At 55.0% G+C, this 15,520-nt stretch carries 14 protein-coding genes; 5 read left to right on the forward strand and 9 right to left on the reverse strand.

What is annotated here, in order from left to right; translation table 11 throughout:
• Positions 1-34: 34 nt before the first annotated feature.
• Genes IEV00_RS05800 through IEV00_RS05810 form a run of 3 tightly spaced genes read right to left on the reverse strand, consistent with a single transcriptional unit; the run spans position 35 to position 3,499 of the window.
• Complete coding sequence (locus IEV00_RS05800; RefSeq protein WP_188359314.1) at positions 35-787, reverse strand: succinate dehydrogenase/fumarate reductase iron-sulfur subunit; 753 nt, start codon at positions 785-787, stop codon at positions 35-37.
• Positions 787-2,727, reverse strand: coding sequence for a fumarate reductase/succinate dehydrogenase flavoprotein subunit (locus tag IEV00_RS05805; protein ID WP_188359315.1), 1,941 nt, complete (start codon positions 2,725-2,727; stop codon positions 787-789). The genes IEV00_RS05800 and IEV00_RS05805 overlap by 1 nt, the downstream gene beginning before the upstream one ends.
• Before the next feature lie 10 nt (positions 2,728-2,737).
• Positions 2,738-3,499: a succinate dehydrogenase cytochrome b subunit gene (locus IEV00_RS05810; protein WP_188359316.1), complete on the reverse strand. Its 762-nt coding sequence runs from the start codon at positions 3,497-3,499 to the stop codon at positions 2,738-2,740.
• Positions 3,500-3,832: 333 nt separating this feature from the next.
• Here IEV00_RS05810 and IEV00_RS05815 point away from each other — a divergent pair, with 333 nt between their 5' ends.
• Positions 3,833-4,849, forward strand: coding sequence for a nitronate monooxygenase (locus tag IEV00_RS05815; RefSeq protein WP_188359317.1), 1,017 nt, complete (start codon positions 3,833-3,835; stop codon positions 4,847-4,849).
• Positions 4,849-5,823, forward strand: a complete 975-nt coding sequence (locus IEV00_RS05820; RefSeq protein ID WP_188359318.1) for an acrylyl-CoA reductase family protein — start codon at positions 4,849-4,851, stop codon at positions 5,821-5,823. The genes IEV00_RS05815 and IEV00_RS05820 overlap by 1 nt, the downstream gene beginning before the upstream one ends.
• On the opposite strand, the gene IEV00_RS05825 is transcribed toward IEV00_RS05820, so the two are convergent.
• On the reverse strand, positions 5,820-6,614 hold the full coding sequence (locus IEV00_RS05825; RefSeq protein WP_188359319.1) for an MOSC N-terminal beta barrel domain-containing protein: 795 nt from the start codon (positions 6,612-6,614) through the stop codon (positions 5,820-5,822). The two genes, IEV00_RS05820 and IEV00_RS05825, sit on opposite strands and share 4 nt — an antisense overlap.
• 584 nt (positions 6,615-7,198) lie before the next feature.
• Between IEV00_RS05825 and IEV00_RS05830 the strand changes: the two genes are divergently transcribed.
• The 3 genes from IEV00_RS05830 to IEV00_RS05840 all read left to right on the forward strand — a co-directional run bounded on the left by IEV00_RS05830 (position 7,199) and on the right by IEV00_RS05840 (position 9,375).
• Entirely contained in the window at positions 7,199-7,816 is a 618-nt protein-coding gene (locus tag IEV00_RS05830; RefSeq protein WP_188359320.1) for a class I SAM-dependent methyltransferase, read from the forward strand.
• A gap of 780 nt (positions 7,817-8,596) precedes the next feature.
• The gene (locus tag IEV00_RS05835) at positions 8,597-8,755 is read left to right on the forward strand and encodes a hypothetical protein (RefSeq protein ID WP_188359321.1); all 159 of its coding nucleotides are present in this window, start codon (positions 8,597-8,599) and stop codon (positions 8,753-8,755) included.
• A complete protein-coding gene (locus IEV00_RS05840; protein ID WP_188359322.1) occupies positions 8,752-9,375 on the forward strand; it encodes a DUF6338 family protein in 624 nt (207 codons plus the stop codon). Before IEV00_RS05835 ends, IEV00_RS05840 begins: the two co-directional genes overlap by 4 nt.
• 1,458 nt (positions 9,376-10,833) lie before the next feature.
• Here IEV00_RS05840 and IEV00_RS05845 read toward each other — a convergent pair.
• The 5 genes from IEV00_RS05845 to IEV00_RS05865 are packed head-to-tail and all read right to left on the reverse strand — an operon-like array spanning position 10,834 to position 15,464.
• Positions 10,834-11,667: a SagB/ThcOx family dehydrogenase gene (locus tag IEV00_RS05845; protein ID WP_188359323.1), complete on the reverse strand. Its 834-nt coding sequence runs from the start codon at positions 11,665-11,667 to the stop codon at positions 10,834-10,836.
• Positions 11,668-11,678: 11 nt separating this feature from the next.
• The gene (locus tag IEV00_RS05850; protein WP_188359324.1) at positions 11,679-13,073 is read right to left on the reverse strand and encodes a YcaO-like family protein; all 1,395 of its coding nucleotides are present in this window, start codon (positions 13,071-13,073) and stop codon (positions 11,679-11,681) included.
• A gap of 1 nt (position 13,074) precedes the next feature.
• A complete protein-coding gene (locus IEV00_RS05855; protein ID WP_188359325.1) occupies positions 13,075-14,046 on the reverse strand; it encodes a TOMM precursor leader peptide-binding protein in 972 nt (323 codons plus the stop codon).
• 9 nt (positions 14,047-14,055) lie between these two features.
• The gene (locus IEV00_RS05860) at positions 14,056-14,760 is read right to left on the reverse strand and encodes a hypothetical protein (RefSeq protein WP_229723084.1); all 705 of its coding nucleotides are present in this window, start codon (positions 14,758-14,760) and stop codon (positions 14,056-14,058) included.
• Complete coding sequence (locus tag IEV00_RS05865) at positions 14,757-15,464, reverse strand: class I SAM-dependent methyltransferase (protein ID WP_188359326.1); 708 nt, start codon at positions 15,462-15,464, stop codon at positions 14,757-14,759. The genes IEV00_RS05860 and IEV00_RS05865 overlap by 4 nt, the downstream gene beginning before the upstream one ends.
• Positions 15,465-15,520 lie beyond the last annotated feature (56 nt).

A 15,520-nucleotide genomic window follows, 5' to 3' on the forward strand; every position in this document is an offset into this window, starting at 1 on the left:
TCGCGGCCGCTCGGCAAAGCCCAGACAGCAAAAACTAGTCGTCCTTGCCGCCCCGAATCATGGCACGCGCCCGCTCCCTATTAACAGCCGCAATGGCTGAGAGCGGAATACCGGCGGGGCATACCTGAGCACACTCACCGTAGACAGAGCAGGGGCCAAATGACTCGTCTAGCTCGGCAATAACTGCCCGTGCCCGCCTAGCCCTCTCGGGAGCCCCCTGGGGCAGGGTCGCCAGATGGTTCAATAGAGAACCGGCAAACAAGTTAGCTGCGCCGTTGGGGCAGGCTGAAATACAGGCGCCACAGCCAATACAGGCAGCAAAGTCCAGGGCCTTCTCCGCCCTTCCGTGGCTGATCTGCACAGAGTCGGCATCGGCGGCAGTACCGGCATCAACTGAGACGTATCCGCCAGCCTGCAAAATGCGGTCCATAGCTGAACGGTCAACCACCAAATCTCGAATCACGGGGAAAGCACCGTTGCGGAAGGGCTCCAACCGCAAGACAGCGCCGTCCTTGAAAGAACGCAGGTGCTGGCGGCAGGCAGGGGTGTTGGCAACCGGCCCATGGGCCTGATCGTTGACCGTAATACCGCAGGTTCCGCAGATACCCTCGCGACAGTCAGAATCGTAGGCTATGGGCTCGCGCCCGGCTGAAACCAGCTGGTCATTGAGGTAGTCGATGAGCTCCAGCAGGGACATTTCTTCTTGGGCGCCCTCTACCAGGTGGGTCTCCAAGTGGCCCTCCACCTCGGGGGAATCCTGGCGCCATACTTCAATGGTCAAACGCATTACTTGTAGTTCCTTGTCTGTAGCTTAATGGCTTCAAAGTGCAGGGGCTCGGCGTGGCGAATGTGCGCGCCGTCGGGGCCTTCTTCCCAGGCGGAGACAAAGCACCAGTCCTCGTCGTTGCGCGCCGCCTCGCCGTCCTCGGTCTGGAATTCTTCGCGGAAGTGGGCCCCGGCAGACTCCCTGCGGTCTAGGGCATCGACACACATGAGCTCAGCAAGGTAGAGGTAGTCCTCCACCCGGCCTGCCCGCTCTAGCTCCTGGTTGTAGGTTTCGCCGGTACCGGGAACGAAGAGGTCGCGGTAGAACTCGTCGCGGAGCTGACGAATCTGCTCAATCGCTCGGGTCAGTTTCTCTTCGTTGCGGGAGACTCCGCAGCCCTCGTAGAGAATCTCGCCCAGGCGCGCGTGGAAATGGTCTGTGGGCGTTTTACCTTTAATCCCCACCAGCCGGTTGACGCGTTCGCGCACCTCGCGCAGGGTCGTGATGACGGCGTCGTCCTGCAAATCGAGCGGGGCAGTTCCCAGCTGGTCGGCGAGGTAGTTGGGCACCGAGTAGGGCAGAGTGAACCAGCCGTCTACGCAGGCAGAAAGCAGGGAGTTTGCCCCCAGCCGGTTGGCGCCGTGGTAGCCCCAGCCTGCCTCGCCGCCCACGAAAAGGCCGGGGATGTTGGTCATTTGGTCGTAGTCGCTCCAGAGACCGCCCATAGCAAAGTGGGCGCCGGGGGCAATGCGCATGGGAACCTCGTGGGGATCCTCGCCAGTGGCGTCCTGATACATCTCGAAGAGGTTGCCGTAGCGCTCGTCCAGCACCTTCACGCCCAGGCGCTGCTTGGCGTCGCGGAAGTCCAGGTAGACCGAGTTCTTCAGTGGCCCCACCCCGTGGCCCGACTCAATCTGCTCGCGCGCTGCGCGGGAGGCAATATCGCGCGGGGTCAGGTTGGCAAAGGCCGGGTACTTGCGTTCCAGGTAGTAGTCGCGCTCGTCTTCGGGAATCTCGTTGGCAGGGCGCTCATCGCCGGCCTTCTTGGGCACCCAGATGCGGCCGTCATTGCGCAGGGACTCCGACATCAGCGTGGTCTTGGACTGGAACTTATTGCTGATGGGTAGCGCGGTGGGGTGGAACTGAATGTAGGAGGGCGAGGCAAAGTAGGCGCCGCGGCGGTGGGCCCGCCAGGCGGCGGTGCAGTTAGAGTTCTTGGCCAGGGTTGACTTGTGGAAGACGTTGCCGTAGCCGCCAGTTGCGAGGACGACGGCGTGGGCGGTTTCAGCGCTAATTTCACCGGTGCGCAGGTTGCGGGAGACAATGCCTACCGCCCTGCCGTCTTTGACAATAAGATCCAGCATCTCTGAGTAGGTGTGCAGGGTAACCGTTCCCGCTGCCACCTGCCGTTGCAGGGCACGGTGGGCTGATACCTGAAGCTGCTGGCCGGTTTGGCCGCGGGTGTAGTAGGTGCGGGAAACCTGCACGCCGCCGAAGGAGCGGGTGGCCAGCTCGCCGCCGTACTCGCGAGCGAAGGGGGCGCCAATGCCGTTCATGTGGTCGATGACGCGCACGGATTCTTCTGCCAGACGGAAGGCATCTGCCTCGCGGCCCCGGTAGTCGCCGCCTTTGACGGTGTCTTTGACGAAACGGTGGATTGAGTCGTTGTCTACCTTGCGGGCCCGGGCCGCATTGATACCGCCCTGGGCCGCTACCGAGTGGGCCCGGCGGGAGGAGTCGTGGAAGGTGTAGTTAGAAACCTGATAGCCCAGCTCCCCCAGAGCTGCCGCGCAGCCCGCGCCTGCCAGGCCGGTGCCCACCACAATCACTTTGAACTTGCGACGGTTGAGCGGGGAGACGAGTTTGTATTCGTCACGACGCCGCTCCCAGGCGGTTGCAGGGTCGCCCTCGGGTACCCTACCGCTGATGTCGTTTCCGTAGGAAATGTTGATATCTACCATGGGAGGTTCCTTACGAGATAATTCCGGTAAACACCGCGATGGGAATACTGATGTTGCCGAGCATGACGATCAGCGCAAAGAGGCCGCTGAGCAAGATGACCCAGGAGCGGACCTTCTGGCTCATGGTCACACCAAAGTCGCTCACCGCGGCGTAGAGGCCGTGGGCCAGGTGGAGGAAGAGAATCACCATGGCAAGTAAGTAGAAGAGGGAGACCAGCGGGCGGGAGAAACTGGCAATCAGGTTCTGGTAGGCATAGCTGGCTGCCTCGTTACCGTGCTGGAAGCCCTCGGGGGCAACGCCTACCCCGGCGGTGAGGTCAAGGATGTGGAAGATAATGAAGAAGAGCAGAACCAGGCCGGTAACCGGCATGGTGCGGGTAGTAAAAGATTGGAAGCCCTTCAGTCCCCTGCGCTTGTGACCACCGCGGCGGGCCCTAGCCCGGGCTGAAATGAGCCAGCCGCAGTAGACGTGGCCGATCAGGCACACCAGCAAGGCCAGGCGGAAGAGCCAGAGAAAACCCTCAAAGGGTAGCAGCGGCATGAGCAGAGAGCGCAGAAAAAGCGCGTAGTCATTGAAATGTTCAGCGCCGGTATAGACCTTGAGATTGCCGTACATGTGCACCAGCACAAAGATTCCAAACACCACACCGGTAACCGCCATGATGTACTTGGCGAGCACGTTGCTCAGCCACTTAGGACCAATCTGTTTGTGTTGCTTCGCCGCGCCAGTGGAGGTAGCTGATGTGGCGGCAACGGAGGATGTCGCACTCATATTTTCCCCATTTATTTAGGTGTTTTCACAGGATGTAGTACTTTCCACCGTGTCATGTTTAGCCTTTGATTACCTGTGCTGACCTGTGGTTTTGTTTATAAGTAGCAGAATGAAGTTTTGAGGTCTCTGACCCTAAGTTTTCCGTAAGACTAATGTGCGTTTATTGGCCCGATAGGACTGTGGCGGCCCCGATGCTGGCTCGCAGTTGACCGGCTTCTGGCCCCAAGAGGTATCCGTGAACACCTCTTGGGGCCAGAAGCCGGTCAATCGTGTATTGTCTTCCCTGCCAGCAGACACTAGCGTGGGAAGAAAGCATCCGCGCGAAAGGTCACCATGAACTTTCTCAAGACCAAGCTACCCCTGGTGGCAGCGCCCATGGCAGGTGGACCCTCCACTGTTGCCCTGGCGAGAGCCGTTGCCGCCGCAGGCGCCTTTCCCTTTCTCGCCGCGGGTTATAAGACCGTTGAGGCCATGGCCACCGAAATCACCGAGCTCTCCCAGCACACCCAGAATTTTGGGGTCAACCTCTTTGTTCCCGGCCCCCACCCCTTCAACCGCGAAGACTATGACTCTTTCAGAAAAGCGCTGGCGGAAGACGCCACCCGCTTTGGGGTAGAGTTGCCCGCCGAGCCACGAGATAGCGATGATTTCTGGAAAGAAAAGCTCCGCTACCTTGAGGAAAACCCGGTTCCGGTGGTTTCTTTCACCTTTGGACTCCCCAGCGCCGATGTTTTTGAAAGACTCCGCGCAGTAGGTAGCACCACGGTCGTCAGCGTCACCACCCCCGCAGAGGCTCAGGCCGCCGCGCGTAACGGGGCGGCCGCGCTCGTCGTCCAGGGGCCTCGCGCCGGTGGACACAGCGCAACCTTCACCCCGGCCCGCACCATCGACGACGCTCCCACCCTTGAGATACTCACCGCCGTGCGCGAAGTCTGCGACCTACCGCTGATTGCCGCCGGCGGCGTAGACGATCCCAGCGCCGTCAAAGAATTGCTGGACGCCGGCGCCCAAGCGGTTGCCGTGGGTACGCTTCTGTTGCGCACCGACGAGGCGGGCACCGGTGCCACCCACCGAGAAGCCCTGGCAAATCCGCGCTTCACAGAAACCGCACTCACCAGTGCTTTCACCGGGCGGCCAGCGCGAGCGCTCGTCAACCGGTACCTTGAAAAGCACCAGCAGCAGGCAATTATCGCCTACCCCCAGGTACACTTTCTAACCCAGCCCCTGCGCAAAGCTGCCAACACCGCTGGCGCCCCAGAGTACCTGCACTGCTGGGCAGGAACCGGCTGGCAGGCGGCGCGCAGCGGCCCCGTACAAGACACCATCACCTGGCTCACGGAAGGAATCTAATGTTTCACGCTTGGTACGTAGAAGATAAGAAAACGCCGGCGGTCTTCAAGGAAGTCTCCGAAGACATTTTGCAGGGCGACACCCTGATTAAGGTGCACTCCTCCAGCATCAACTTTAAGGATGCCCTGGCCCTGCACGGCCGTCCCGGCGTGATCCGGAATTTTCCGCTGATTGCCGGTATCGACGTGACCGGCGAGGTGGTGGAATCCGAGCACGAGAACTGGAAGCCCGGCGATATGGTGACCCTCAACGGCGCTGGCCTGGGCGAGAACCTGCACGGGGGCCTGGCCGAAATGGCGCGGGTCAAGGGGGCAGATCTGGTGGCTGTTCCCTCTGCTTTTACCCCCGCCCAGGCAAGCGCTATCGGCACCGCCGGTTTCACCGCCCAGCTTGCCGTTACCGCGCTTGAGGGCAACGGTCTACTCCCTGACGAGCACCCCGTTCTGGTGACCGGTGCCGGTGGAGGCGCCGGTAGCATCGCTATCTCTTTGCTGGCTGCCGCCGGCTACGAGGTCACCGCGGCAACCGGTCGCGTAGATAAGCTTGGCCCCCAGCTGCGCGCCCTCGGCGCGACCGAGGTGATCCACCGCGATGAGGTGGCGGCCGCGCGTCGTCCTATGGACTCCACCCGCTGGTCTGCGGTGGTGGACGGCGTGGGCGGGGAAATCCTCGCCGGCGCTATCGCCGCCACTGACCCGGACGGCGCTATTGCCTCCTACGGCCTCGCAGCAAGCTCCGATCTACCCACCACCGTGCTGCCCTTCATTCTGCGCGGAATCTCCCTGCTGGGCATCAACTCGGTGCAGGTCTCGGCGGGTATGCGCCAGCTGGCCTGGGACCGCCTGGCGGCGGATCTCTCGCCCGAGCACGTTGACCTGATTACCTCCACGGTTTCGCTGGATCAGGCGCAGGACGCCGCCGCGGCGCTTCTGGAAGGCAAGGGCACCGGCCGTACGGTGGTTCAGGTGAGCTAGGCGCCCCTGGCCAGTGCTAGATAGATACCCAGAACGGGCTCGCCTCTGCGGTTGCGGGGGCGGGTCTGGCTGAGGAGCTTGAAGAGCGGTAAGTCTCGTTCACCGGTTTCTGGGTTAGCATCGACCACCGCGCAGCGGCCCAGAGGCTCACCGGCGATGAAGCGGGTGGGAGGGAGGCCCGCGTCGTCCTTGGCCTGCAAAAGCAGGGGCTGCCCCTGCCAGGTTTCTTCTTCAAAGGGTTCTTCGGTTTCTACCAGGAAGGTGGAGCGGATGCGGGCGTGCTCTTGCAGGAGTGGGTGTTTGAGCTGGGCGCCCAGGTAGTCCAGGGTGGCCGAGCCGATGAGGGTGAATGCTTCGCCGTAGACAACCTCGTTGGGTTGGGCCTGCGCTAAGGTAACTGGTTTTTTCAGAAAGGCTGAGAAGGCCCGGTTTGCCTCTGCGTTGAGCAGTTGCAGGGTGGTTTCGCGGCCCCAATAGTCGCAGGTGAGCTGGCCGGTCACGCTGAGGTTCTCTAGGTCGAGGGTTATTTCGGGCTGGCCGGGAATTGTGATAGCGAGATTCTGGCCGCGGTAGGTGCAGACCACCTGCATGAGTTCCAGGTGGCCGATGGTTCTCAGTACCGCTTTCTTTTCAAGGTCTACCAGGCAGAAGCGGCGGTCGCCCACCGGGCCGGTGGTTGCCAGGTAGCCGGGATCGGCGGGGTGCTGGGGCTCCCGGCTTGCTCTAAAGGGCAGGTGCCGCACACTTTTGAGCGGGGAGAAACCGTAACTTTCGACGTTGAGAGTTCGCATGACCCCAGGATAGTGGGCTGTTCTTCCGTTCCCCCTGTCAAGGAGCCGGCTTCTCAACAAAAGGCCGTTTATTAAGCGGCTCTTTGCACAGAAGCTGGCTCCTTAACGACAGCAACCCCGGCGATGTGCGAGGTACAGGGATCGCTCCGGGGCTTTCACTCTCTAATGTAATACTATGAACCCGGGGAGACAGGAAGGCATCAACCACAGACTTAGAGGAGTGGTTCTCCGAGCCACGACTCCATAGGTACCGAATGTATTGTCATCCAGACACTTACATATCAGCGGAACACTCATATAACCAAGAAACTCTTAGTTGCCATCGACATCCTCGAGATTATGCTAAGGAATGCAGTAAATAGAGCCCTCAGCCAAGATGATAGATACGGAAAATACTGGTTTCAGACCCTGCCCTATCTCTGAGCAATCAAGCCAAGAAAAATAAGGAAGCCATGAAGAAGATGTTACGCATACACAGGGCTTACTCACTTCTACCTATTTCTTAGCATCGCTCATCTCAGACAGTGCTGCCTTGAGGATTGGGTAAAATCCATCGGTAGATGAAAGGTTAGGAAATCACCTAGATGCCAATTAATGAGGCCCATGCGCAAACTATCTCTGCCTATTCTGAGAGGGCTCAAGAGTATGCCACAGTGCTAGGGCATCTTACAGCTACAAAAGAGCCTGACCGGAGGCTGGTTAGTTCTTGGTCTAGTTCCGTGGCGGGGAGCATCCTTGACCTTGGGTGCGGACCTGGGCACTGGACAAACTTCATCGCTTCGTTGGGCAGAAGTGTAAAAGGAATTGATCCTACGTCCCGTTTCATTGAAATTGCCTCAGAAAAATATCCTCGTGAGCAGTTCGAGGTGGGAACAATTGCAGATGAGAGGGGAAATGAATACGGCGGCATTCTTGCTTGGTACTCGCTCATACATTGTTCCCCTGACGAACTCCTACAGGAACTTAAAGATATTTGGTCAGTTCTTTCTGAGGGCGGTACCCTTCTGCTTGGATATTTTCGAGGAAGCTCCCTAGAAGCCTTTAACCACGCGATTGCCCCAGCCTGGTACTGGCCGGACAGTTTTATCACCGAGGTTCTTAAACAGGTAGGGTTCCATATCCTTTATCAAGAGCATCGAGCTGACCTGGATGCTCGTCCACATGGGGCAATAGTTGCCGCTAAAACAGAAACAAGTCTGTGAAAGGTACAAGTGAGGCCCCCCGAGTGGCCACTTTTATACCGAAAATCGGAGGAAAACGGTCTAAAAATGGCCCCTCGGCAATCAAAGTAACCCGTGCAGTTGCCCCTGTTTCATCGAGTCGCCGCTTCAGCGACATTTCGCCGGTACCGTACCGGCGAAATGCAACTGAAACGGCGACTCGGTGTGCTTGTCCTTTTTTGAATCTGCACACAGGTTGTTAGAAGACGCTTTTCTGCCGCTTTCTCGGGTGACACGCCCGGGAGGGGACACACTTTTCTGCCTATAACCCTCAAAGCCTAGAGTCCTACAGTGTCCAAATATCTCTCGGGACTTACCTATACCGGCGCTCGCTACCAGTAGCACTATTGCAACAAGTAGCGAACGCGGCGGGTGGTTTGGTGAGAAGAAAGCAAGTGTCGGAAGAAGCTCTATCCCCCGGGTTTCACTAGTTATTTAGGCTGTGGATTCTCCAGACTACTGGCTGAGTAGCTACCTGCCTTGCTTAGGTTAAGTGCCTAAATGCACCTCCCTGATAATGCGCCTAGAAGTTTGCCACTTTATATGCTGCTGAGCGTGGATTATAGCCCATCCAAGAGTTCTAGGATTGCAGGCTACTGGGCCTCTACATCCTCATAGGGTTCACCATGGTCTACGAATCTCGGCAACCATCTACGTAAAATATGTGGTGGGTACACACTATCTAGTGTGAGCTGAGCAAAGAGGTAGACCTGGCTTCTAAATTGCTACCTCTCCCGTATTAGATAATCAGAAAGAGCAACCATGTCAGATAAGAAATCAACTCCAGAAAAGCAAATCCAGACAAGAGAATCTCTCACAGGTAGCGGCCACTTGGTCTACGATGTAAAGCCTGGGATTAGCAATGATATTGCGAACATGATCAACTCACATGGTAAGCCCCAGAACGAGAAGGAAAAATGATTCTCGGCTCAGTAGCAAGCCTCATTCTGTTTGCGTTTTTGGTAGTTCCCGGCGGTGCTTGGAGATTCATACGGAATAGACATGTAGCACCGGTGAAAGAGTCTGCCCTTACAGAGTTCTCTAGAATTGCTTTCTACTCAGTTATATTTTTAGTTATCGCCGCTTTAATTTGCGGGTGGTTCTGGGTTAGGTTCTTTCAAGAGCTCCCGATAGATGGCTATCTCGACAAGTACGCGTGGTTGCATCTTGGGTTTCTTACGACTGTTCATGTGCTATTAGCAACCGCTATAAGTTGCATAACCGCTTACGTTTACTTCAAAGACAAGGCAACCTTTACTAGGTATTCTGCCCTGGATTGGGTGTTTGTTGAGCAGAAGCCACAGGGCACCCGACCTACTGTGGTACTAAAACTATCCGACGGCTCAACAGCAATAGGTTCACTACATTATTATGACGTGGGCCCTGAAACAACGGACAAAACTGTTGTACTTGCTCCTCCATATCTCATTAAGCGAAGCGATGAAGACGAAGGAACAAAATTTTCAGATGGTTACTTTTTAGTTTCCTTTGGAAAAATTGAAAGCTGGCGGATCGGCTTTACGAACGTAGAAGTCAAATGACTCTCATTGCTTCTCAGATGCCGGCAAAACAACAACCGACACAGTAGAAAGCCAAGGTATTCGAACCGTTCTGGCCCAGTTACATTTAGTTGCCCCAGGCAAACACCGGAAACTTCTTGGAGAAGTAAGCACCGAGTTCACTCCAACTAAGACCTTTGTCAGTGGGGCCTACCTCATTACGGCAAACCGCGCATTGCCTCCTGAACATGAAGAAAAGCTAAATTATCCTTCCTTTGTAGAGCTTGGAGCGAACGGTCATAAAGGCAATCACAGGCTTGCGGCTCTATTGCCCTGGGGTGCTGCGCTTAGCGCGTTGCCGCGCCCAGGAAAGAAGATCGAGATTGTTTGGCGTAGCGACACTGAGCTAAAGAGGGAAGCGGCTGAGTTCAAGGCACTTCGTGAGAACATGCGTATAGTTCCAGGCCGTGAGTATGAGGTACTCGAGTACTGGGCAACGTCATAGCTAAATTATTGCTTCTTGGCATACTCTTCAAGCTAAAGCTGGTAGCCGTGGAAAATTCGGCTGCCAGCTCTTTTTGTATTCCGAGAGAGTAGCAAAGAACCTTTCGGAGGTCTAATTCTCACGGTGGCTTGTGCTGGTTGGTTGCGCTCGTGTTGTCAAATTGTTGTCAAATGACCGTTTCTAGAAAAGTAAAACCCCGCTGGTTCCCTACAAACAAAGGGAACCAGCGGGGTTATAAGATGTGCGCCCTGTGGGGCTCGAACCCACGACCCACGGATTCTAAAATACAGGTTTCATTCAGTGGGCGTTCAGGTTCATTTATCGCCACTGACTAGGGGTAATTCACCCAATTAGTAACCTAGATTGGGCATGGCCTCGTGACATCCCTAATCATGGGACATCAAGGTTGGTAGTTTCCGATTACTTCTTGTCTCTATGCGATTCGCTTTCATGAGCAATGTTGTAGGAGCTATGGAACAAGGCGGAGTATACCAACCCATGTCTCCGCTCGAAATAGCGCGCAATCAACGCAAATATACCCATATGGATTACACTGGGAATTGACCCAATTCTTAGATGAGTAAGGCCGAACCCTGTACTTTCGATGAGTCGTGAGGTATATCCGCCGTCGGTTCTCCAGATAATTTCTTCTGCGGCTGCGACCGTTATAGTTTGTGCAAGCTGTACTTTTGACAGGGAGCGGAAATGGTACTGAGGCACCCGTCGTGCTAACACGAAAACGCTGAGACTGTGCCACGCCAAACCAGCGCCAATGGCCATCAAGCTGCAACTCTTTCCCCCTTTCCATAGTAAGGGGAGGCTGTGGCATCGCAGCACTTCTTCACAGAGGGATATTCCAGCAATAATTGCTGTTGGGATGTCGTGATACCACCCCGCGGAGGGGCGGAACTGTTTGGGCCATTGTTTCCGAGCTCGAGTTAGAAGTTCAGGTCCTTTGAATGTCCACGCCACATGAACGAACTTGGACAGAAAGGTCATGTCTCAGATCCTAAGAGCACCACGTACAGGCTTGCGTCATCCACGCCGTTATGGTCGGAAAGAATCGAATTCACCTCACTGTCGATGAATCCACCGAATACTCGAGATTGAATGTTGATGCTTGTAGCCACTGTGATCAGGTTCTGAGCAACGTGACCTGATTCCATCAGGCTGAAACGCAGAGCTCGCTGGGAGTATTTAAACCTGCTACGCCAGAAAGTAGCGCTGATTATTATGAAGGCCGACGCGTCCTGCGCTACCTCCGGCAACAAGAGGGCCTCGCCAAGCGAGTCGAGGTCAACATTACTTCGAATGTGCGCGAGCCCCTTTCTGTAAGGGTCGAAGTGGTGAAGGTCTCCTGCATCTAGGGTCTCAACGTTGCGAGACACGAGATAAAGATCAAGCGGGTATAAAGCCCCACCTGAAGGCACATTTCTGCGTGTTTGGTGCCCATTATCGACAGGATAGGCTCCGTAGGAATGATGCAGGATTTGGTGAATCGAGTTCAGCGACAGTTTGCCTCCTCCGAATTGGGGGCATGAACGTCGTGATCGAAGTAATGAGTCCAGACCTCTCGGAAGCGGCTCAGGTTCGCCTAGTTCGGTGAAGGGACGCGAGGTGTAGCGTCTTGACGCTCGTCCACTCATCTTCTGAAGTTCTGGCGATTGCAGCAGCAGAGGGATGCCGGGTGTTTCCCAGGCAAGGCCGTCCCTAGTCAGTTTTGACGCTTCAAAGTAGTCCTCGCTGGGGTCGGATACTTCCGGTACGCCAGTGTTGTAAACGATTTCTCGAAGGTTGGCGCTGTGGCTTGCTTCGGCTGCGGATGACAAGAATTTCCTCCTTATGGGAATGGGTGGGGAAGAGGGTTGAAATCTTCAAAACTGAGATCCTTAGAGCGAGCGCCGAGTTCGCGGGCGCGAGTTCGGAGACGTTGGCTTCCGAGGAACCGGCGGTGGAAACCAACATCCAGCATTTGCAGCTGCGGGCTAAAGACCTTAAAAACCGCACCGCCTGCTTCGCGTACATCTGGGCTCGTGAGGTCTCTGGCGAACACATCGATCCCTTGTGTGTTCAAAGCCGATACTAACGTGGCGATCTCTTCATTTGGGCTGTCACCGGCGAAACTTCCGCCAGCAGATACATCAGTTCGTTCATCTGAAGAGATGAGGAACTTCACTCGGTCGCGTGCCTTCGCATTTGCATAGAAGCGAATGTGATCGTCGAAATCTCTGATGGAGGCTTTCATGTCACGAAGGTCCGGGTCAAGGGAATTTCCATCCCTCTGTTCCGCTTTAACCCAGTTCCTTGTCTGCAAGCACTCGATCGCTGCGTCTTTAGCAGCGGCGAGCAGTGTGGGGCCTGCGGCAGCACCCAGAGCAACGGGTGCGTGATCCGTGTGTGGATTGATAGCTACTGCCAATACAACCGGGATCCTCGAGACGCTAGAGAGATCGACCAGATACACATCAACACCTGAGGGTTTAATGTAGCGGCACATGAACTTGGAAAGCTCAGGTTGCGACTCAATGTCGATGAGTGGCATTGTGAGCCGTGAGTGCCAGACGATCATGAACGCATCCCGTTCAATCAGCTCATAAAGACCGCCAAGAATAGCTTCCGCAGGCGTAGAATGGAAGGCTAACCCGCTACTGGTTGCGTAACCCACAGCTGATTGTTCATGATGCGGGTCCGTCGGATATAGATACAGCATCTGAGAAGGCACCCATACCGTTTTTCCGGTGGAAAGGTCCTGCATAGCAGACCAGTTTAGCTCCCTATCGTGCGTTAATGGACGATATTCGAAACTCGTATCCTCGAACTGGCGGGCATGAAAGGGACTCCACACGTCTGGGTGTACGCCAGGCGTTGAGTCCTTACTCAGGGCCGAGTAGCTAGTCCGTCGAAGACTTTCCCACGGTACCCATGCACCACTGTAGCGTTCAACGCATTCACCGATGGCAGCTAGGTATGTGCCTGTCTCTGAGATCGCACCACCGCCATTGAATTTATTGCTCGTCGAGCCTATCAGATATTCTCCGTTGGCCGTTTCCGAACCAATGGCATAGCAGTATGAGTCATCAATGTCATGTACTTTGTCGAACACACGACTGACGATGCCCACTCGATCGGAAACCAGTAGGCGGGCTCGTTTCATTCCATCTTCTAAGCTTGACCAGCGATTCCCAGACGTCAGTTCAGTGTAGGCTGGTCGCGAAAATTCTGCTGATGCGGCCATTTCACTCCTCATGAAACCAAATTTGTGGATAACCTGTCCCGGAAGCAGGTGAACATTGAGGACATCGAGGAACACGCAGCACTCGGTGATTGGCTAATTCAAACCCTTCTAGCCCGTATTTCACTTCGACGAAACCACCGACCGGTGCTTGGCCTTGAGCTCCGTCGAGAGCTATGTGGGTGAGCATTGCATCGGTGAGCATCGAAATCATCATTGATGTCATCGCTGGCTGGCTGTCGAAACGATCATGCCTTGGTATGGCTGACTGGCCTTTTCGTTGGATGTCAGCAAGTACCGGTTCTCGTTCGACACTGCCCTCTCGCAGTCGGAGGCATTTGTAGCAGGCGGACTGATTGGGGTAGAACCAAGGGCCAACCCTGAACCTGCCGTTGCGGGTTGGTGTCAGTGGCGTCCAAACGCGAATATCAGAGTTCAGTGCAATTTTGTTCGCCTCGTCGAGCAGTGGGTCGTGTTCATCTGCGGCAACGACTACCATCAGGTCGGCTGAGCTGTGTTTCGGTAATTGTTGTACGACTGTCGGTTCAGCGATGGGGTAGTCTCTCATTGCTGCTGTCAAAGTACTCACTGTGGAGGAGCTATGCGGGTCCACGATGAGGATTTCTGCTGTTTCTAAACGGTGTGCAATGTCTTCTAGAGGAACGAGTCGTCCACTTCTGTTAGCTAATGAAACTATTGTATCCGGCCAAGGGGTGCGTTCAGATGGGATAAGAACTTCAGTTTCTGAAAGAATTTCAAATGCTGCTTGAAGTCGTTCAATGTCTCTAGGCTCATACTCGTCATTGTTTTCTGGAATGGCGAGCTCCTCGGTGGTTGAGAGCACCTCAGAGATAAAAGGCCATAGGGCCTCATCGGAGAGACTATATGTGTTTGACGCGGCTTCTATAACAATCTGGTTGCCGTCGCGTGATACCCGCAGGTCTGGGTTAACTTGGTACCTCTGAGTTTCAGCCATCTTTCCTCACTACTTCTTTCTGCTTACGTACATTCGGAAGTCTTCCAATGCTTCCTCTCCGTTAGGGTTATCGATTGCGACCTCTGACACGGCGAGTTGCTGAGCGGATACGATACGGTTGCTGAGCTCTGCGCCCATCCCAGCAGTAACCATGACGTCGTATAGGTCCGCTGGTTTAACCCTCTCAGACCTAATGTTCTCATCGAACTCGGAGCTCAAGATCTTGGTGATGGAATCTGCAGGCACTGTCGAGGGCGTAACAGTAGATTGAAAATTAGCTCCGGCAGCCGTTGCATTAACGGCTGCCTGCACCATTTCAGTTCTCTGTTTACGACTGATCAGGCTTATGAATTGTGCTGGTTCTACAAGACAAAACACTTTGAATTCGATGGCCTTGTTGATGTCTTCCTCCCAGTCTTCTACTGAACGGGGGAGGGTAAGAACTCTAGTTTCCCCAAACTGGCGCAATCTAGACTCGATTGTGTCGAGCCAGGCAAGGTAATCTGCAGCACGATCGGAAATGTCTTTGTTAATAACCGCTGGGCGAATCAACAATCGTTTTGTTGCATTCGCAGTAGTCTCGAGTTGCTCAACCAATCCCTCACGGTTCAAGGTGACAGCATCAACCACAACTGGTGGATCGACAATGCCACACTTATCCAGTATTTGAGCGATATGACTGCGAGCCCCAAGATACGTGGTTGCCACGTTCATGCCTCCTGGTAGTTTATGAAAAATAGGTTGCCGTAGTCCGAGGCGGTGTCGATTGTGGGGACGATCGTTTCTCGGTTATCGGTAAATGTTGAAATCTCGGCACCTGGTAGTGCCTTTCGGCAAAGGACTTTGAGATCCTCAGGTGTAAGCGAAGCGTTGTGCTGGTCGATGAGAAATTGGTTGAGCTCGTTACTTGCGGCGTATTCAATACGCGAACCTGTTCTCAGAAGGTCAATGATGAGTATTCGACCACCAAGGCTGAGTCTTTTGCGTAAATCAATACACCGACGAATGGGATCGTCCCAAAGCGCGAGATTCAACGAGGACACAATAATGTCAGCGTGGGAAACTGAAGGCGGGATGTTTTCGACACCAGCACGTATAAACTTCACCTTCGCGGATAACGCACTATTACCAGTATGTATGCCTGAATTATCTGGGTCGACTCCGATGTATTCTTCAAAGTCTTCCAATTGGCTGGCAAGCAAACCTTCGCCACAACCAACATCGATAATGCGAGGGGGAGTATTCATCCCAAGCATGTGTATTTGCTGGGCAACAAAACTGGAATATCGGGGCTCCACGTCCGCGTCATGGTTCCGAGCAACAGGGACACGTTCAGGATCGCGGTACCATCGGCGAGCTCTGTGTTTGACCTCGTCAGCTACCAGCTGTGTCGGTTCCAAGTTAGTTGAATAGGTCACTCTATTCATCCGCAGGTTGTCGAGGAGAGGATTCTTCTGACGTAGATACATTCTGA

Origin of the sequence: Rothia aerolata, from assembly GCF_014635585.1 — a bacterium.
Lineage (GTDB): Bacteria > Actinomycetota > Actinomycetes > Actinomycetales > Micrococcaceae > Rothia > Rothia aerolata.